Here is a 19,190-nt window from a genome sequence, read left to right as displayed (position 1 = left end):
GGTTAAGCTTCCGGTTCAGGGTGAATATGAGGACGTGAATCATGCTGACAAGGCTCGGCATGATCACCATGTGCGCAGTGTTCATGGTGATGTTGATAAAACACCCGATTAGTTCCAAAAATAGCTTGGTATTCAGGATGTTGCTGTACATTTTCGGGCAAGCCGCTACAGCAAATGTGTTTATTTAAACATACCACACGGTGCGTACCTTGCATGACCCATTGCAAATCATGTGACACCATCAACACCGCACAGCCATATTTGCTTGGTAAGTTACGCACATAGTCATACAGTTCAGCTTCGGACTGAATATCTAGTCCTTGCATCGGCTCATCCAGTACCAAAACATCGGGTTGACGCAATAAAGCACGTGCCAATAACACCCGTTGCCGCTCACCACCAGACAGTTGTTGTACTTTCGAATCTTGCAGTTTGGCAATCCCAGTATCGCGGATAATTTCTGCTTTAATTGCGTCTGGGCATTTTTCTAAAGCCAGTAAATCTTTCACTCTTAAAGGTAAGCTGTGTGAAGGATTAAACTTTTGCGGCACATAAGAAAAGGTCAGTTTGCGAGCATTTACGAGCTTGCCTGTATTGGGTTTTACAATGCCAAGCAAGACTTTAATTAAAGTCGATTTTCCTGCGCCATTGGGGCCAATTAGCGTGACTATTTCACGTGCATGTAATTCAAAATCGACATTTTTTAAAATATCGCGCTCATCTATTCGCACCTGAATATTGTGCAAGGCGATGAGCGGTGCAGTGGTTATTTGCTGTTGCACTGCTGACATTTTCCAGAAATCTCAATAATGCTGTGATGCGGGCTAAAGCGGTCAGAGGCTGCCAACTGATCTAATTGCTCTAATAAACCTTGCGCTGAAGCTTCTTTAACGACTTTACATTCAGTACAGATTAAAAAAGCCGCTTGGTGTCCTTCACGTGGATGACAGCAAGGAATATAGGCATTGATTGAAGTCAAACGGTGAATTAGTCCTTTTTCCAGTAAAAAATCTAAAGTACGGTACACCGTTGGCGGTGCTGCAGGACGATCAGACTCACTTTTAATTTTCGCCAATAAATCATAAGCACCCATTGGTGCAGATGCCTTGAGAATGAGTTCCAACACTTCTTTACGTAGCGGTGTTAAACGAGCACCTGTTGCCGCACATAAACTTTCAGCTTCGGCAAGACGTTGATCGACATTGTGATGGTCGTGAACGCCATGTAATGCATTGTGATGCTCGTGCGAACATAAGCTCATAGCCACCCCAGTTGAACTTTAAAAGAAAAACGACAGTAAATCTTAGCATGAAGCGTTATTAGTTTCGATTATACGTAGGTATTTTTATAAATTTGTTATATTATAACATTTGTCGATTTTTCGTGATATGCCGCAATGTTTCGTTTATTTAGTTTCTGTCTTTTAGCGTTATGCAGTACTGTCAGCATGGCGCAGGCTTTGGTGGTGTCTACCCATCCTATCTATTTGATTGCCCAAAAAGTCACGCAAAATATCGAAACACCCACGTTATTACTGGCAGATCAAACAGGGCATGATGTATCGCTCACGCCTGCACATCGAAAAATCATCCAAGATGCGGATTTAATTATTTGGCTAGGTAAGGCGCATGAAGCACCGCTAGAACGTGTATTACATCAAAATCCTAAAGCGATTGCTTTATTAGATACGGGCATTATGAAAACTTTGCCGCAGCGTTCAGAACGTGGTGCAGCATTAAAAAATACAGTAGACAGCCATGTCTGGCTAGACCCAAACAATGCGGTGCGTATCGGCTTCTTTATTGCCGCGTTACGTTCTCAGCAAATGCCTGAACATCGCGATGCTTATTGGAATAACGCACGTGCCTTCGCACAGAGTTTATTCAAAAGTGCAAGTCAGTTTCAGACTCAAACTGCAGTACAGCCATATTGGGCTTATCACGATGCCTATCAATATTTAGAACGTGCCTTAAATTTAGAATTTTCTGGGTCGATGACCAATGATCCGCATATTGCGCCAACAGTCGCACAAATTAAATATTTGAACGATCACCGACCAAATCCAAAAATGTGCCTACTTGCAGAAGGACATGCCAGTAAAAATCAGTATATGAAATTGAATCCAATTGTGTTTCAAAAGGTCGATGAAAGCATGCGCGGTGCAGATGATTTTGTGCAAGCGTGGCAGCAATTAGCAAAGCAAACCAAGGCTTGTGTATTAAATGCACGAAAATGATGCGTTTTTTAAGCAAAATTGAAATATGACAATTCCGAGACAAACATGCAAAAAAACACGACTAAGGTCGGGAAACGATTGCATGTTCAGGGGGCTAACTCTATAATGCCTGCGATAAAAAACGATCATCAGTTGAACTTGTCAAGCATTAATGCTGTGAGTGGATAAAAAAATGAGCCGAACTAGTCGCTTGATTGACCGACGATTAGCTAAAGCTTTGGTCTTCTTACAAGCATTCATGATTCCAGTTTCAGCCCTGATAGCGTGGGTCTTGAAAGACTCAACGGCTGCCTTAAGCGCTGCACTTGGTGCTAGTGTTTGTTGGTTGGCAAGTTGTTATTTTTCATGGCAGTCGTTTCGAGCAGCAGGTGCACGAGCGTCCAGACAGGTTCTTTCGAACATGTATAGAGGAATGCTCGGTAAGTTTGCAATCGTGATCGTAGGATTCATTTTAATTTTAAGCAATGTACAGCCGTTATCCCCGGTGGCATTGTTTTGTGGTTTTATGCTCGTTCAAAGCATGTCGTGGGTTGCGCCATTTTGGGTGTCACGATTACAAAAACGAGTCTAAACGCAGCAAAAATTGAAAAGTTTTTCAGGAATAGGCGAGATATCAAGCAGCACGCGATGTTCGTTTGTTCTATTAGTTTTTTTACATTGACCAGGTGTGATTTATGGCTGCTGAAGAACATGCCCTTACTTCGACCGAGTATATCAAGCATCACTTGACCAATATGACCTATGGCAAAATGCCAGACGGTTCATGGAAGTTGGCTGAGTCTGCTGAAGAAGCTCAACAGATGGGGTTCACTGCTATTCACTTGGATTCAATGGGTTGGTCTATCGGACTTGGTCTGATCTTCTGTTTATTGTTCTGGATTGTTGCGAAAGCTGCAAATTCAGGCGTGCCTGGTAAATTCCAGTCAGTAATTGAAGTGATTATCGAGTTTGTGGATTCAAGTGTACGTGATACCTTCCATGGGAAGTCTCGATTAATTGCACCCTTAGCATTAACCATTTTCGTGTGGATTTTCCTCATGAACTTGATGGATTTGATCCCTGTTGACTTTATTCCTTATGTAGCTCAACAGGCGATTGCATCTATGCTGGGTGTGGACCCTCATCAGGTTTACTTTAAAATTGTTCCGACTACAGATCCAAACATTACCTTAGGTATGTCTATTTCTGTATTCTTCTTAATTATTTTCTATAGTATTCGTGAGAAAGGTGTTGGCGGCTTCGTTGGTGAGTTGGCACTTAACCCATTCAACCCAAGTAATCCAGTTGCTAAAGTGCTTTTAATTCCATTCAACTTATTGTTGGAATTGACTACTTTCTTGGCGCGACCAGTTTCATTGGCTCTACGACTGTTCGGTAACATGTATGCGGGAGAGTTAATCTTCATTCTTATCGCGTTATTACCGTTCTGGATCCAGTGGGCATTGTCTGTGCCTTGGGCGATTTTCCACATTTTGATTATTACGCTACAAGCATTCATTTTCATGATGTTGACTATCGTGTACATGAGCATGGCAAGCGAAAAGCATTAATGGTATGGCCTAACTGTCATCGGGCGGTTGGGCACACAATTTTTTAACTTAATTTGGTATAAAACCTAACCTCTGAGGAATTATCATGGAACTCACTTTAGGTCTAGTTGCAATTGCATCTGCTATCTTGATCGCTTTCGGTGCTTTAGGTACTGCGATTGGTTTTGGTCTTTTAGGCGGTCGCTTCCTTGAAGCTGTTGCTCGTCAACCAGAATTGGCTCCACAACTTCAAACTCGTATGTTCTTAATCGCAGGTCTTCTTGATGCTGTGCCTATGATCGGTGTTGGTATTGGCTTGTTCTTCATCTTCGCTAATCCATTTGTAGGTTAATCAGCTTAATTCCGAAATTCACTATTTGAGGAATTTGCAATGAATATCAACCTCACATTGTTTGGCCAAGCGATTGCATTTGCGATTTTCGTCGCATTCTGCATGAAGTTTGTATGGCCACCACTAATCAATGCGATTAGTGAGCGTCAGCGTCGTATTGCTGACGGCTTAAATGCAGCTGAGAAAGCCAAAGCTGATCTTGCCGATGCGCAAGCTCAAGTGAAAGCTGAATTAGATGCAGCTAAAGCACAAGCGGCTCAATTGATCGAACAAGCGAATCGTCGTGCAGCACAATTGGTAGAAGAAGCGCGTACCCAAGCATCTGCTGAAGGTGAGCGTATTCGTCAACAAGCGAAAGAAGCTGTTGATACAGAAATCAATTCTGCTCGCGAAGAATTACGTCAACAAGTAGCTGCGCTTGCAGTAACTGGTGCAGAGAAAATTCTTAGCCAGCAAGTTGACGCAGAAGCTCACAATGCCATGCTGACTCAGCTGGCTGCTAAACTTTAAGAGAGAGGCAGATTATGGCTGAACTCTTGACGTTGGCACGCCCATACGCTAAAGCAGCATTTGCTTACGCTTCTGAGCAAGGTGCAACTGACAATTGGTCAACAGCACTTAACTTGCTCAGTGCTGCGGTGCAAGACGAAGCATTTTCAGCTTACTTAAATCGCCCTGAGCTTACGCCTGCTGAGCAGGTGAGTATTTTTGCCAAAGTTTTAGGTGAAGACCAAACTGCAGCAGTGTCAAACTTTTTGACATTGCTTGCTGAAAACAACCGTTTGGCTTTGCTTCCTGAAATTCAAGCAGAATACGAACAGCTCAAATCACAGAATAACAATACTGTGGATGTTGTGATTGAATCAGCATTCCCATTGACTTCTGTACAAGAACAAATTCTTGCTCAAGCGTTAGAAAAACGTTTCGCTGCGGCAGTAAATGTTTCTGTAGAAGTGAACCCAGCGTTAATTGCGGGTGTGGTTATTCGTGCAGGCGACCAAGTGATAGATGATTCTGCGCTTAACAAGCTTGAAAAAATGCGGACACGTCTTTTAGCTTAATTGCGAAGACTGAACTAATAAAAGATTGAGGTATAGCGCAATGCAACAACTGAATCCATCCGAGATCAGTGCGCTCATTAAACAGCGTATCGGCGATCTGGACACCAGCGCGACCGCTAAAAACGAAGGTACCATTGTTATGGTATCCGACGGTATTGTGCGCATTCACGGCCTTGCTGATGCAATGTACGGTGAAATGATCGAATTCGACGGCGGCTTATTTGGTATGGCACTGAACCTAGAACAGGATTCAGTGGGCGTCGTTGTTTTAGGTAACTACTTAAGCCTTCAAGAAGGTCAAAAAGCACGTTGCACAGGTCGTGTATTAGAAGTTCCGGTTGGTCCAGAACTTTTAGGCCGTGTAGTAGATGCTTTGGGTAACCCAATTGATGGTAAAGGCCCTATTGATGCAAAATTAACTGATGCTGTAGAAAAAGTAGCACCAGGCGTAATTTGGCGTCAATCAGTGGATCAACCTGTTCAAACTGGTTATAAATCAGTTGATACCATGATCCCTGTAGGCCGTGGTCAACGTGAGTTGATCATTGGTGACCGTCAAACTGGTAAAACAGCAATGGCGATCGATGCGATCATCGCTCAGAAAAACTCTGGCATTAAGTGTGTATACGTAGCAATTGGTCAAAAACAATCGACTATCGCAAACGTAGTACGCAAGCTAGAAGAAACTGGCGCTATGGCGTATACAACTGTTGTTGCAGCAGCAGCGGCAGATCCAGCAGCAATGTTGTATCTTGCTCCGTACTCTGGCTGTACAATGGGTGAATACTTCCGTGACCGTGGTGAAGACGCGCTTATCATTTATGATGACTTGTCTAAGCAAGCTGTTGCGTATCGTCAAATTTCATTGCTTTTACGTCGTCCACCAGGTCGTGAAGCTTATCCGGGTGACGTGTTCTATCTACACTCGCGTCTACTTGAGCGTGCTTCTCGTGTATCTGCTGACTACGTTGAGAAATTCACTAACGGTGAAGTTAAAGGTCAAACTGGTTCTTTAACTGCATTGCCGATTATTGAAACTCAAGCAGGTGACGTATCTGCATTCGTTCCAACCAACGTAATTTCGATTACTGATGGTCAGATCTTCTTAGAAACATCATTATTCAACGCAGGTATCCGTCCTGCTGTGAACGCGGGTATTTCTGTATCGCGTGTTGGTGGTTCTGCTCAAACTAAGATCATCAAAAAATTGTCTGGTGGTATCCGTACCGCTTTGGCGCAATACCGTGAATTGGCAGCATTTGCTCAGTTCGCTTCTGACCTTGATGAAGCAACTCGTAAGCAACTTGAACATGGTCAACGTGTAACTGAGTTAATGAAGCAGAAACAATATGCGCCATACTCAATTGCTGACCAAGCTGTTTCAGTTTATGCATCTAACGAAGGCTACATGGCTGACGTAGAAGTGAAGAAAATCGTAGACTTTGATGCTGCGTTAATTTCTTACTTCCGTTCAGAAAATGCTGCGTTAATGCAACAAATCGATGAAACTGGTGATTTCAACAAAGACATCGAAGCTGCAATCAAAGCAGGTATTGAAAGCTTTAAAGCGACTCAAACTTACTAATTTAGCATTGGCTAGTTAGGGGTTTGGTTCACGGAATCAACCTTCGGAAGCCTGAAAGGGCTTTCGAATACTAGGTTAAGCGTATGGCAAATTTAAAAGAAATTCGCGCCAAAGTTGCTAGTATCAAGAGCACGCAAAAGATTACTCGCGCGATGCAAATGGTTGCTGCTTCTAAGATGCGTCGTGCGCAAGAGCGCATGGCTCAAGGCCGTCCGTATGCCGAAAATATGCACCGTGTAATTGCTCATTTGGTACAGGCGAACCCTGAATACAAACACCGTTATATGATCGAACGCCCTGTAAAACGCGTGGGTTATATCATTGTGTCTTCAGATCGTGGTTTGGCAGGTGGCTTGAACATTAACTTGTTCAAGAAAGTTGTAAAGCATGTACAGCAACAACAAGAGCAGTCAATTGAAGTTCAGTTTGCTTTAATTGGTCAAAAAGCGGTTTCGTTTTTTAAAAACTACGGCGGTAAAGTGCTTGGTGCAACTACAAACGTAGGTGATGCGCCAAGTCTTGAACAGTTATCTGGTTCTGTGCAAGTGATGTTGGATGCGTACGATAAAGGCGAGTTAGATCGCATTTACCTCGTATCGAATGGCTTTGTAAATGCCATGACTCAAGATCAGAAAATCGAACAACTTGTTCCTTTAGCAGCTGCTGAAGAAAACAAGACTCTTAACCGTCAATACGGTTGGGACTATATCTATGAACCAGAAGCTGAAGAGCTGTTAAATGGTTTATTGGTTCGTTACATCGAGTCTATGGTTTATCAAGGTGTGATTGAAAACATCGCATGTGAACAGTCTGCACGTATGGTTGCAATGAAAGCTGCAACAGACAACGCAGGTGAACTGATCAAGAGCCTACAACTTATTTATAACAAGCTGCGTCAAGCCGCGATTACTCAGGAAATTTCTGAGATCGTTGGTGGTGCCGCTGCCGTTTAACATTATTAGTTTGAATTGAGGAGACAGCAATGAGTGGCGGTCGTATCATTCAGATCATCGGCGCGGTTATCGACGTCGAGTTTGAACGCAACAGCGTTCCTAAGATCTATGACGCTCTCCAAGTTGACGGTACTGAAACTACATTAGAAGTTCAGCAACAACTTGGTGATGGCGTAGTTCGTACTATTGCAATGGGTTCTACTGAAGGCCTTAAGCGTGGTTTGAACGTAACTAACACAAACGCTCCAATCTCTGTACCTGTAGGTACAGCGACTCTTGGTCGTATCATGGACGTTCTTGGTCGCCCTATCGACGAAGCTGGTCCAGTTGCAACTGAAGAGCGTTTACCAATTCACCGTCAAGCGCCTTCTTATGCAGAACAAGCGGCTTCTACTGACCTTCTAGAAACAGGTATTAAAGTCATTGACTTACTTTGCCCGTTCGCAAAAGGTGGTAAAGTTGGTCTGTTCGGTGGTGCGGGTGTTGGTAAAACCGTAAACATGATGGAGTTGATCAACAACATCGCTAAAGCGCACTCAGGTTTATCTGTATTCGCTGGTGTTGGTGAGCGTACCCGTGAAGGTAACGACTTCTATCACGAGATGAAAGACTCTAACGTTCTTGACAAAGTAGCCATGGTTTACGGTCAGATGAACGAGCCACCTGGTAACCGTTTACGCGTAGCGTTAACTGGTTTGACTATGGCTGAGTACTTCCGTGATCAAAAAGACGAGAACGGTAAAGGTCGTGACGTATTATTGTTCGTAGACAACATCTACCGTTATACACTAGCAGGTACTGAAGTATCAGCACTTCTAGGTCGTATGCCATCTGCAGTAGGTTACCAGCCTACACTTGCAGAAGAGATGGGTGTTCTTCAAGAGCGTATTACTTCAACTAAGTCTGGTTCGATTACATCTATTCAAGCTGTATACGTACCTGCCGATGACTTAACTGACCCATCGCCTGCTACAACGTTTGCGCACTTAGACGCAACTGTAGTATTGAGCCGTGACATTGCATCTCAAGGTATTTACCCTGCGATCGATCCACTAGACTCAACTTCACGTCAGTTAGATCCATTAGTTGTTGGTACTGAGCATTACGAAATTGCTCGTTCGGTTCAAAACGTTCTTCAACGTTATAAAGAATTGAAAGACATTATCGCAATTCTTGGTATGGACGAATTGTCAGAAGAAGACAAACTTACTGTATACCGTGCACGTAAGATCCAACGTTTCTTCTCTCAACCGTTCCACGTAGCAGAAGTATTTACTGGTGCGCCTGGTAAACTTGTACCGCTTAAAGATACAATTCGTGGCTTTAAAGGTCTTCTAGCTGGTGAATACGATCATATCCCAGAACAAGCGTTCTATATGGTTGGTGGTATTGACGAAGTGATTGCTAAAGCCGAGAAACTTTAATTAGCAGCTCTAATTTAGGAGATTCTCATGGCGACTATGCAATGTGACGTTGTAAGTGTAAAAGAGTCTTTGTACTCTGGCACTGTGACTATGCTAATTGCAAAAGGTGCTGGCGGTGAACTCGGTATTATGCCGGGTCACGCACCACTAGTAACTTTGCTTCAGCCGGGTGCAATCCGCGTTCTGCTGGAAAATGGTACAGAAGAATTAATCTATGTATCTGGTGGTGTTCTAGAAGTTCAACCGCATGTTGTTACGATTCTTGCAGATACTGCAGTTCGTGCAGAAAACTTAGATGAAGCAGCAATTCTTGAAGCGCGTAAACACGCTGAACAATTGTTGGCGAATCAAAAGAGCGATTTGGACTCTGCTGCTGCTTTGGCTGCTTTGGCAGAAACTGCTGCGCAGTTGGAAACCATCCGCAAAATCAAAAACCGCGCACTTTAATTGCTGGTTTAAGATTGAAAAAGCCACTCGAAAGAGTGGCTTTTTTTATGGCTGATAAAAGTGAATTACTGCAGTGTTTGATATTTCAGAAGCTTAGGACGCATCAGCAGCATCAGTTTTGCTATTCGGAGTCGCTTCACCCTGCAAAATCATACCCGCCAACTTCACCATTTCAGATTGAATATTGCCCATTTGCTGTTCTAGCTTTTTAAAATCGACCTGACTAAGGTTAATTTGACCGTTTAAAAACGGGGAGTTTAAAACTTGTTGATTGGCTGCTAACAGGTTTTGACGAATCGTATCAATTTCTTGTGTTTTTAAATCTAAGCTGCTGAGGGTTTGATTAAAACCATGCAGTTGCTGTTGTAATTGAGTTGTAGCAAGCTGGAGTTGTTGTGGGTCTTGTGCGTTGATTGCTGTTTGCAATTCTGATTTGGACTGATTGAGCTGTTCAACATATTGTCCAGCTTTAAGTTGTAGATCAGCTACATCGCGCACAATGTAAAACATATTGCCGCTGCTTAGGGGTGCTTGTGTTGCATCAGGATTGCTATTGCTAGAAGTTACAGTCCCTTGTTCTTCGACTGAGCTGCTTTGAGGGCCAGATGCCTGTTCACAAGCACTGAGTAGTAAACCTGCGCTGAGTAGGGGGAGCAGTATTGCATATTTAGAAAATGGTGTATTCATCTTGATCTAATCATTTATAAGGCATTAAAACCAATATAAAACGAAAATATGAATAAAAAACAGATTATTGCAAAGCAATAACAAATATTAGAAGTGTGGTTGAAACGAAAAACAAGGAATTGCCGAAGCAAATTCCCTGTATAAAGTGTTCATTGCCAAGCATTATTTAGCGAGTTCTGCTGCAATCGCATCCAAAATTCGTGGGTCTTCTGCAGTTAGATCAGGCGCAAAACGTGCTACGACTTCACCTTGCTTGTTAACTAGGAATTTTTCAAAGTTCCATAAAATTTCCGGTGGATTATTTGGGGTTAAGCCATAATCGACCAAATCTTTCCACCATGGGCCTTCACCTATGCGTTCTGGAATGGCCTGAATTAAGGTGCGATACAATGGGTGCTTGTGCTCACCCACCACAGGAATTTTAGCAAATAACGGGAAACTCACCTGATAATTCAATGAACAGAATTCCTGAATTTCTGCATCACTGCCTGGTTCTTGAGCCAAAAAGTCATTGGATGGAAAAGCCAAAATTTCCAAACCTTGTGTTTTTTGATCCGCATACAATTTTTGTAAGCCTTCATACTGTGGGGTTAAGCCACATTTAGAGGCGACATTAACAATCAACAATACTTTTCCAGCATATTGATTTAATGTGGTTTCTTCACCTGAATTGGTGAGAACGGGAATGTTATAGACCGAATGGCTCATGTAAGTGTCCAAATGCGAATGATATAAAGTGTTATTGTTTTAACTGGATTTATAAAGCACAGCAAGTTGAAAACCAGAAAATTTATTGTATTTGTGTGTAAAAGAAGAAGGACTATAAATTAAAAAAATATAAGGATTATCATCATTTAAAAATATTGGTGGATAAGTTGAGCGAAAAGTGCCATAAATAGCCCTGAAGTTTAGTTTGGGCTTCAAGCAATCAATTCAATTGGATGATCAGAAAACAGCAGCAAGCTTATGCAGCTGACGTGCAACAAGGATGATGCAGACATGACACAGCCAGCCAAAGGTGCACTTTGGGCAATTCTACTCCCTGTGATTGCGGTATTAATTTGGTCGCTTAATATTGCCGTGACACGTTATGTCGCAGAATATATTTCACCAGTGAGTATCAGCTTTTACCGCTGGCTTATTGCATTTTTGATTCTCACGCCTTGGATATTACCTAAAGTTTGGCAGCAACGCAGTTTAATTCGTCCACATTTAAAACAGCTAGCTGTTTTAAGTGCCTTTGGTTTGGTGCTGTATCAAGGGCTAAGCTACACTGCAGCCAATTATACGACTGCCACCAACATGGGCATCATCAATGCATTTATTCCTATGTTTACGGTATTGGTGTCTTTGATTATTTTAAGGGACATTCCAACAAAATTTGCAATTTTGGGCTGCATTATTTCATTTTTTGGTTTGTTGTATGTGATTGCACAGGGAGATTTCAGCCAATTAGCACAGCTGACTGGGCATGCAGGCGACATGCTGATGGTGCTAGCCGTGTTCTTTTATGCTTTTTATGGGGTGTTTTTAAAGAAATGGAATTTAAAACTGCCTTTAATGCTTAGCCTGTATGTACAAATAATTTTTGCGCTGATTTATCATCTACCTTTCATTGTGTGGCTAGGCTTAGATCCGCTCAATAGTCAAAATAGTTTCAGTGTTTTGTATGCGGGGATTTTTCCATCCATTATTGCACCTTTGGTGTGGATGTTGGCAGTACAGCACTTAGGGCCAAACCGTACCAGTATTTTTATGAATTTGATGCCTGTATTTACTGCAATCATTGCTTATTTTTGGCTGGCAGAAGTATGGGGGAGCTATCACACTGTTGGTGGTTTGATTATTTTAGTGGGCATTGTTTTGGCTCAAATGAAAACTCGTGTGCAAATTCCACTAAAAAATTGAGTGCATTTGCTCTTTTTTTGAGCATTAAAGATGTATCTAAAATACTGTTTTATTCAAAAAATATACAGGATTTAGGCATATAATTTATGACAGTTTTTTTAATTTTTCTAAAATAATTGAAAAAATAGTAAGATAATTTAAATTGTTAAGAAAAAGTGATAAGTCTATCATTGATTATTTATGTAAGATTAATAGAAATAATCTATTTGTATAGTCGACTAAATTACTCCATAATTCACGTACTGGAAATGATCTGCTCTAGCAAAAACTTAGTAAGACATCATTCGCAGCAAGATTTTCGTACCCTCTGGATGTGCTTTTATACACATCCTTTTTATGCTCAACCATCCCTATATGGTTGAGCTTTTTTTTATCTAAAATTTGTCTAAGCCTAGGCGCGAATGACCAAACCTGTCTCTGCATCTAAAATTCTGCTAGGTTGTTGGCTTAAGCCTAAATCACCATTTAAATAATGCAGTTGTTGCTGGAAATAATGGGTTGCTTCTTGTAGGGAACGCGCAGGTTCATGTCCAGCAGGGTTGGCACTGGTTGAAACAATAAAGCCATCAAAGGCATGGCATAACGCCATACATAAAGGATGATTGGTTACGCGCACCGCTACTTTGGGGTGTTGACCTGTAATCCACTCTGGAATTGCGGCTGTGCTGGGTAATAGCCAGGTGGTTGCTCGATCTGTGGGATAAGTATTCGTCCATGACGCAATTACGCGATCTCGCATTTCGGGGTTTAAATCCTGCAGCAAATGCTCTACTTGTGACAGATGTCCTGCCAGTAAAATCACACCTTTTTCAATCGGACGCTGTTTCAGACGCAAAATTTCCAAAAATGCCTGTTGATTATATGGATCACATCCCAATCCCCAAACCGCCTCTGTAGGATAGGCCAGTACCTGTCCTTGTTGTAGACATGCAGCGGCTTCGGTGACAGAAGTTGTAATCATGGGAGTTTTACCTAAACAGAAACGTGAAATAGGCGCTTATTGTGAACCTTATTTGAGTGGACGACAACGCAGATATAAACCTGATTGTTGTAAACAGAAGCCCATGAGTTCCAGTTCCATTAATGCGCTGGTGAGTGTGGCAATATCTAAATTCAGTTGCTGTGCCAAGTGATCGATGCTTTGTCCGACCCAATCCAGTTGTTGATACAGTGCCAATAAATGCTCGGGAATATGCGGTGTACTTGTATCTGCTGTTTTTGTTGTGGTGGTTTGAAGTATTGCTTCAGTCGGTGGTGTAGATAATTTTGCTTTTGTTGAAGCTGCTGTAGTCTGATTTTGGCTTGATGCTATTTGGTTTTGTTGATATTGCCATTGGGTTGGCAGGGCTAAATCCTCAATCACTTGTTCAGGATGGTCGACCAAAATTGCACCTTCACGAATCAATTGATGGCAACCTTGATGAAATTCACTATAAATATGTCCAGGAATGGCAAATATCAATTTGCCTTGCTCCGCTGCTAGTTTCGCGGTAATCAGCGAGCCACTATTTAAACTGGCTTCAGCAACTATCACGCCTAAACTTAATCCACTGACAATACGGTTACGTCGTGGAAAATGTTGCTGCAAGGGCTTGGTCTGCGGTAAAAACTCCGTAATCACGGCACCACCACATTCCACAATCTGTTGGCGCAGGCTGTGATGTGCACTTGGATAAGTGCTGTCCAAACCTGTGCCCATGACTGCAATGGTACGTTGATGCTGCAAAGCACCTTGATGTGCAGCTTCATCAATACCTTGTGCCAAACCACTATTGATAAAGAACCCTTGTTCACTTAAATAATAAGCAAAATCATAAGCCACTTGCCGACCATGCGGGCTGGCTTTGCGACTGCCGACAATCGCAATTTGCGCTTGCAACAAAGCCTGTGCATTGCCTTGCCCAAATAAAATGGGTGGCTTGTTGGAATAGGGTCGTAACTGATTGGGATAGTCCGCATCGTCCAAAGTTAGAATAAAATCGCACTGCTGTTGCAGTTGATTCAGACATTGTTCAAAGGCGAGTTGCCCTGTTGGGCTGAGATATTCTTTGGCGCGTTGTAGATGGTTGGCATGAATGCGCACATCTGACCATGTGAGGAGGTGTTCGGGCTGCACTGCGGCAGCCACGGAACCAAAATATTGTTCTAGTTTATAAAAACTCGACAGTGAATGCTGAACCAAATACCACAACTTAATGTAGTCAATTTGATGTGGGGTGAATGAATTCAACATGTCACCATCTCAGACTATTTTTAGTCGTCCATTAGGGGTGTTTGTAAGTTCGCACCCACTTTAATTGGCAATTCGCTGTCTAAAACATAGGCATAGCTAATGTGGTCAAAGCTCTTGAAGACCATGATATTGCCAATACGTTCGCCTGGAAGCTGAACACGCTCTTTGGTTTTCGGGTCGGTGACAACTTCGCCTTTTTGAGCGACAGAGAATACGTGGCCTGATTGCACGCCATGCAGCGTACCACGGTCAATGGCAACCACACTGTGTTTTGCAGCCGTACCAATAGAACCCATTACACGAACCACTTGACCGCCTGCAGTTACATTTTCAGCATGGGTCGGATAGAACAGCGTTGGTAACATTGGGTCATAAACAGGCAAGACACGGTCACCACGACGCACTTCAGCGTTGTAAGTGTCGGTCAACTCAAGCGTAGTAATGTCATTTTCACCACGTACTGCAATACCAGTTGCAACTTGAGTGAGTTCTAAGCCTGCATTGAATTTTTGACCATTGGCATCGGTCAGCATGTACGGTTCGCCTTCACGATAGACAGCATAACGTTGACCAACTTCTAGGCCTGCACCACGTGCATACACGCTTTGTCCTTTAGCAGCCAACACGCGTTGATCAGAAGTACCTAAAATATAAGGTGTGCCTTGCAGTGCATCTGCGGCAATAATGCTGCTGCGCTCTAACCAATGCTTGATGTATTCCAGTGGAATCACAGGAATTGTATTATTTAAAGATTCTACGCGAATTTGTGGCTGTAAATTGGTGCTCTTGCCAGTGTAACGACGGATAATGCCTTCACAGCCATCACCTTCATCTTTACCAATAATTGGGCGACCTTCATAGGTACACATTAACAAGCGGTCACCCGGGAAAATCCAGTGTGGATTTTTCACGTGGCGGTTGCTTGCCCAAATTTCAGGCCAGCGCAGTGGATTATTCAGGAATTTTTTAGAAATATCCCACAAGGTATCGCCTTTTTTCACCACATACACATTCGGTGCATTGGCTTTTAAAGCAGGCGGATTAATATTTCGTGCAGGTGCTGCTTCAGCCACACTCATTGCCCCAAGTCCCACTGTGAGACATACAGCGAGCGCTAAAACTTGCTTTTTAAACCCCAAGACACGAAAAGAGGATGTGTCTGTCAAAACCTTTTTCATTATCATAATTCCTAAAATTATGTATGTAGTTGCGTTATAATAACGATCTTACACACATTTTTTTGATGAAGCATTCCTTCATTCGGTTTTTTGATCAATGGCATATAAGTGAGGACGTCCCATGGCCTTATTACCTATTTTAAGTTTCCCGGATCCTCGTTTGCGTACCATTGCCAAACCAGTTGAAGAAGTGACTGACGAAATTCGTCAGCTTGCTGCAGATATGTTTGAAACTATGTATGCCGCACCAGGAATTGGTCTAGCTGCGACACAGGTAGATCATCATATTCAGCTGATTGTCATGGATTTATCTGAAAATAAAGATCAACCCATGGTCTTCATTAACCCCAAAGTTACCCCATTGACTGAAGAGACCCAACCGTATGAAGAAGGGTGTTTGTCAGTGCCTCAAATATACGACAAAGTTGAGCGTCCGTCACGTGTAAAAATTGAAGCGATTAACCTTGAGGGTCAAACCTTTGAGCTAGAAGCAGATCAACTTCTCGCTGTTTGTATCCAACATGAAATGGATCACTTAAATGGTAAATTATTTGTCGATTATTTATCACCACTCAAAAGACAGCGTGCCCGTGAAAAAGTGGAAAAAGTAGTGCGCCAGCGTCAGAAAGAAAAAGTTGCTGTGAAGCGTTAAAACAAACAACCATCTAGTTGTCCATGTTTAGACCAAAGCATAAAAATCAGCCCAATTTCGATTGGGCTTTGTTATACTTGCGCCACACAAATTCAGGATAGATGTTTTTGTTGTTGCGTAGTGGCTTACTGCTTTCATTTATCGCAGTTTTTTTACAGATTGCTGTATTTTTACAGCCTTTGCTGCCTGAGCAATATCAAGTTGCGCCAGTCTGTGAAACCATCACGCGTGCACTTTTGTTGCCACAAGCCCACGCAGTGCATACAAATTCTTCGCATACTGCACATTCATCTACATCACAGACCGATGATCAGCAACTGACCGTACAGCATGAACATCATCATCACGATGCTTCACATCAATGTCAGTATTGTACGGTCTATGGCAACTTGGTCTTGCCACCTGAATTAGAGCTTAAAGAAGTACTTGATCGCATTCAGGTGCGTCTTTTGGCTTTCCAAAAACGCTTTCAACATGTTTGGTTTGCACTTCAGCAACTCTTTTTACTTCCGCAAGGACGTGCTCCACCTCACTTTGCATAAATTCAATGTTTTTCGGGTCTGCTTTGACCCTAACTGTATTTATGTTTTAAGTGAGAAATAAAATGGCTCAGCCTAAATTTTTATTACAGCCTGTTGCGGCTGCAGTTTGTGTTGCCTGCTATTCAGCAAGTGCGTTTGCCGATCAAAGTATGCTGTCTGCGAATACGCATAGTCTTGCCCCAATTGTTGCCACCGCACAACAGGGCAATGCTGCTAATGGTCTGGTGGTACGTGCCAATCCAAAACAACCCATTCAGCCTATTCCAGCCACAGATGGTGCAGATTATTTACAAAGCATTGTCGGTTTTAGTGCGGTGAACAGTGGCGCGGGTACCAATGGTGACGTGACCTTTCGTGGTATGTTCGGTTCACGTATTAAAATTTTAACCGATGGTTCTGAAAACTTAGGCGCATGTCCTAGCCGTATGGATTCGCCAACTTCTTATATTTCACCAGAAAGTTTTGATGAAATTACCGTCATTAAAGGCCCGCAAACGGTGCAATATGCCAACACAGGTTCGGCAGCAACGGTATTGTTTGAGCGTAAGCCTGAGCAATTTGGTGAAGGTCAAAACTATCGTGGCCAAGCCAGTGTCTTGATGGGGTCATTTGGCCGTTTAGATCATAATGTTGAAGCGGCTGCGGGTGATGAGCATAAATACATCCGTTTAAACGCCAACCGTTCTGTAGCAGATAGCTATAAAGATGGTAATGGTACAACTGTTCCTTCGGATTGGGAGCGTTGGAATGCCGATGTGGCTTTAGGTTGGACACCCGATGAAAACACTTGGCTAGAACTGACAGGTGGTCGTGGTGATGCTGAAGTGGTTTATGCGGGCCGTACAATGGATGGTGCTGAATTTGACCGCGAAAGTTTAGGTTTACGTGTAGAAAAGAAAAATATCACCGATGTGATTAAGAAAATTGAAGCGCAGGTGAACTATAGCTTTAACGATCACGTGATGGATAACTTCAGCCTGCGTGAGTTTAATCCTGCAGGGGGGATGATGCATCCTATGGCAAACAATGTGGCACGGAAAACTTTAAATGCGCGTATGGCGGTGACACATGAGTGGGATAAAGTTGACTTTGTGACAGGTGTTGATACTCAAAATAATGAGCATAGTGGTCGTAAAGGCAGAATGAACAGCTATAAAAATTTGCCTCGTACTGTGGATATGGAGTTTCAATCTATAGGTGGTTTTGGTGAGCTTGGTTATCAATTCAATGATCAAAATAAGTTAGTCACAGGTGTACGTATTGATCAGGTCGAAGTTATTGATCAGGTCGAAGTTGATGCAGTACAAACAGCTCAACAACGTAAAGAAACTTTGCCAAGTGGCTTTATCCGTTTGGAAAATCAGCACCCACACCATGATGCCAAAACGTATGTTGGCTTGGGTTATGTAGAGCGTGTTCCTGATTATTGGGAATTGTTTAGAACAGATTTAAACGGTGTTGAAGGTACGACTTTTAAAAATCTAGATACTGAAAAAACCTTACAACTCGATCTAGGTTATCAGCACGAACATGGTGCATTTAGTTCTTGGGCATCGGCTTATGCGGGTTTGATTAATGACTATATTCTAACTAAATATACGAGTATGACAGATGCGCATACGCGCAATGTGGATGCAACCATTGCTGGGGCAGAAGTTGGTATGGGTTATCAATTTACCGATGCTTTGCAAGCTGATGTGAGTGCCATGTATGCGTGGGGTGAAAACACCACAGACAATACGCCGTTACCACAAATTTCGCCTTTGGAAGGACGTTTAAACCTACGCTATGTTCAAGATAGATACACTTTAGGTGCATTATTACGTGTAGTCGATGGTCAAAGTCGTATAAGTAAAGATGAAGGTAATATCGTAGGTTACGACCTCAAAGAGAGCAGTGGCTTTGGCGTGTTGTCTTTAAATGGCAGCTATAACCTCAATAAAAGTGTTGATGTGTCTGTGGGTGTTGATAACGTTTTGGATAAAACGTATAGCGAACATTTAAATAAACTAGGTTTAAATGGGACTGGTAGTGCAGCAAAAGTTCAGTTTAACAATAGTGGTCGTAACTATTGGGCGCGTATCAGTATGAAGTTCTAATTTGAAATTTATTTAAACCAAAAGCAGGGTTTAGGCTCTGCTTTTTACTTTTTTATTAGAACAATTTCATATAAAACAATAGATTAAATCTTGTGATTGTATTTTGAAGAATTGCACAGATTTTTATTAAAATAAATTTATGAGATAAAACAGTAGCTTATCTGTTTTTGGGTTTATAAAATAAACACTCGAAATATTTCTTTTACAAAAAGCCTTGCATGGCAAAATATTTGGCCTATAATGCACATCCATCGGCGGTGATGTTGATAAAAACTTGTTGAAAAACAATAGCTTGGTTGATTGA

The 19,190-nt window shown here is 42.3% G+C and carries 21 protein-coding genes; 14 read left to right on the top strand and 7 right to left on the bottom strand.

Annotated elements, in window-relative coordinates; translation table 11 throughout:
• Window positions 1-2: 2 nt before the first annotated feature.
• Both znuC and FTV41_RS09080 read right to left on the bottom strand, forming a co-directional pair.
• Window positions 3-791: a zinc ABC transporter ATP-binding protein ZnuC gene (znuC, locus tag FTV41_RS09085; protein ID WP_179996427.1), complete on the bottom strand. Its 789-nt coding sequence runs from the start codon at window positions 789-791 to the stop codon at window positions 3-5.
• Entirely contained in the window at window positions 767-1,261 is a 495-nt protein-coding gene (locus FTV41_RS09080) for a transcriptional repressor (protein WP_004970151.1), read from the bottom strand. The genes znuC and FTV41_RS09080 overlap by 25 nt, the downstream gene beginning before the upstream one ends.
• A 135-nt stretch (window positions 1,262-1,396) precedes the next feature.
• Here FTV41_RS09080 and FTV41_RS09075 point away from each other — a divergent pair, with 135 nt between their 5' ends.
• From FTV41_RS09075 to FTV41_RS09030, 10 genes are all read left to right on the top strand, one after another.
• The gene (locus FTV41_RS09075; RefSeq protein WP_104852883.1) at window positions 1,397-2,236 is read left to right on the top strand and encodes a metal ABC transporter solute-binding protein, Zn/Mn family; all 840 of its coding nucleotides are present in this window, start codon (window positions 1,397-1,399) and stop codon (window positions 2,234-2,236) included.
• A gap of 172 nt (window positions 2,237-2,408) precedes the next feature.
• Window positions 2,409-2,807, top strand: a complete 399-nt coding sequence (locus tag FTV41_RS09070; protein ID WP_004970147.1) for an ATP synthase subunit I — start codon at window positions 2,409-2,411, stop codon at window positions 2,805-2,807.
• Between the two features lie 103 nt (window positions 2,808-2,910).
• Window positions 2,911-3,786: a F0F1 ATP synthase subunit A gene (gene atpB, locus FTV41_RS09065; protein WP_004970145.1), complete on the top strand. Its 876-nt coding sequence runs from the start codon at window positions 2,911-2,913 to the stop codon at window positions 3,784-3,786.
• An 85-nt stretch (window positions 3,787-3,871) separates the two neighbouring features.
• Entirely contained in the window at window positions 3,872-4,117 is a 246-nt protein-coding gene (atpE, locus tag FTV41_RS09060; RefSeq protein ID WP_000424060.1) for a F0F1 ATP synthase subunit C, read from the top strand.
• Between the two features lie 39 nt (window positions 4,118-4,156).
• Window positions 4,157-4,627 carry a F0F1 ATP synthase subunit B gene (locus FTV41_RS09055; protein ID WP_004970142.1) on the top strand — a complete coding sequence of 157 codons (471 nt, stop codon included), beginning with the start codon at window positions 4,157-4,159 and terminating at the stop codon, window positions 4,625-4,627.
• A 14-nt stretch (window positions 4,628-4,641) separates the two neighbouring features.
• Window positions 4,642-5,178: a F0F1 ATP synthase subunit delta gene (locus tag FTV41_RS09050; RefSeq protein ID WP_004970141.1), complete on the top strand. Its 537-nt coding sequence runs from the start codon at window positions 4,642-4,644 to the stop codon at window positions 5,176-5,178.
• Window positions 5,179-5,218: 40 nt separating this feature from the next.
• Entirely contained in the window at window positions 5,219-6,763 is a 1,545-nt protein-coding gene (gene atpA / locus FTV41_RS09045) for a F0F1 ATP synthase subunit alpha (protein ID WP_104852884.1), read from the top strand.
• 83 nt (window positions 6,764-6,846) lie between these two features.
• Complete coding sequence (atpG, locus tag FTV41_RS09040) at window positions 6,847-7,716, top strand: F0F1 ATP synthase subunit gamma (RefSeq protein WP_096902733.1); 870 nt, start codon at window positions 6,847-6,849, stop codon at window positions 7,714-7,716.
• Between the two features lie 29 nt (window positions 7,717-7,745).
• Window positions 7,746-9,140, top strand: a complete 1,395-nt coding sequence (atpD, locus tag FTV41_RS09035; protein WP_004970134.1) for a F0F1 ATP synthase subunit beta — start codon at window positions 7,746-7,748, stop codon at window positions 9,138-9,140.
• A gap of 27 nt (window positions 9,141-9,167) precedes the next feature.
• On the top strand, window positions 9,168-9,587 hold the full coding sequence (locus tag FTV41_RS09030) for a F0F1 ATP synthase subunit epsilon (protein ID WP_168419253.1): 420 nt from the start codon (window positions 9,168-9,170) through the stop codon (window positions 9,585-9,587).
• Between the two features lie 93 nt (window positions 9,588-9,680).
• Here FTV41_RS09030 and FTV41_RS09025 read toward each other — a convergent pair whose 3' ends face one another.
• The gene (locus FTV41_RS09025) at window positions 9,681-10,274 is read right to left on the bottom strand and encodes a hypothetical protein (RefSeq protein ID WP_168419252.1); all 594 of its coding nucleotides are present in this window, start codon (window positions 10,272-10,274) and stop codon (window positions 9,681-9,683) included.
• 162 nt (window positions 10,275-10,436) lie between these two features.
• Window positions 10,437-10,982 (bottom strand): glutathione peroxidase, encoded by a 546-nt coding sequence (locus tag FTV41_RS09020; RefSeq protein ID WP_168526411.1) that lies wholly within the window; start codon window positions 10,980-10,982, stop codon window positions 10,437-10,439.
• A gap of 258 nt (window positions 10,983-11,240) precedes the next feature.
• On the opposite strand from FTV41_RS09020, the gene FTV41_RS09015 reads away from it, so the two are divergent.
• Entirely contained in the window at window positions 11,241-12,182 is a 942-nt protein-coding gene (locus FTV41_RS09015) for a DMT family transporter (protein WP_373682955.1), read from the top strand.
• Window positions 12,183-12,573: 391 nt separating this feature from the next.
• Here the strand turns inward: FTV41_RS09015 and FTV41_RS09010 are convergent, their stop codons facing one another.
• Genes FTV41_RS09010 through FTV41_RS09000 form a run of 3 tightly spaced genes read right to left on the bottom strand, consistent with a single transcriptional unit; the run spans window position 12,574 to window position 15,593 of the window.
• Window positions 12,574-13,143, bottom strand: coding sequence for an L-threonylcarbamoyladenylate synthase (locus FTV41_RS09010; protein ID WP_179996426.1), 570 nt, complete (start codon window positions 13,141-13,143; stop codon window positions 12,574-12,576).
• A gap of 48 nt (window positions 13,144-13,191) precedes the next feature.
• Window positions 13,192-14,415 (bottom strand): DNA-processing protein DprA, encoded by a 1,224-nt coding sequence (gene dprA / locus FTV41_RS09005; protein ID WP_179996425.1) that lies wholly within the window; start codon window positions 14,413-14,415, stop codon window positions 13,192-13,194.
• Between the two features lie 20 nt (window positions 14,416-14,435).
• On the bottom strand, window positions 14,436-15,593 hold the full coding sequence (locus FTV41_RS09000) for a LysM peptidoglycan-binding domain-containing protein (protein ID WP_179996424.1): 1,158 nt from the start codon (window positions 15,591-15,593) through the stop codon (window positions 14,436-14,438).
• 121 nt (window positions 15,594-15,714) lie between these two features.
• Here FTV41_RS09000 and def point away from each other — a divergent pair, with 121 nt between their 5' ends.
• The 3 genes from def (at window position 15,715) to FTV41_RS08985 (ending at window position 18,886) form a co-directional block, all read left to right on the top strand.
• Window positions 15,715-16,245 (top strand): peptide deformylase, encoded by a 531-nt coding sequence (gene def, locus FTV41_RS08995; RefSeq protein ID WP_154321169.1) that lies wholly within the window; start codon window positions 15,715-15,717, stop codon window positions 16,243-16,245.
• A gap of 107 nt (window positions 16,246-16,352) precedes the next feature.
• The gene (locus FTV41_RS08990; protein WP_154321168.1) at window positions 16,353-16,787 is read left to right on the top strand and encodes a DUF2946 family protein; all 435 of its coding nucleotides are present in this window, start codon (window positions 16,353-16,355) and stop codon (window positions 16,785-16,787) included.
• Window positions 16,788-16,849: 62 nt separating this feature from the next.
• Entirely contained in the window at window positions 16,850-18,886 is a 2,037-nt protein-coding gene (locus FTV41_RS08985; RefSeq protein ID WP_179996423.1) for a TonB-dependent copper receptor, read from the top strand.
• Window positions 18,887-19,190 lie beyond the last annotated feature (304 nt).

This window comes from Acinetobacter sp. YH16051, assembly GCF_013417135.1.
Lineage (GTDB): Bacteria > Pseudomonadota > Gammaproteobacteria > Pseudomonadales > Moraxellaceae > Acinetobacter > Acinetobacter towneri.
The sequence above is the reverse complement of the archived record's forward strand: the minus strand, read 5'-3'. Positions and strand labels throughout refer to the sequence as shown.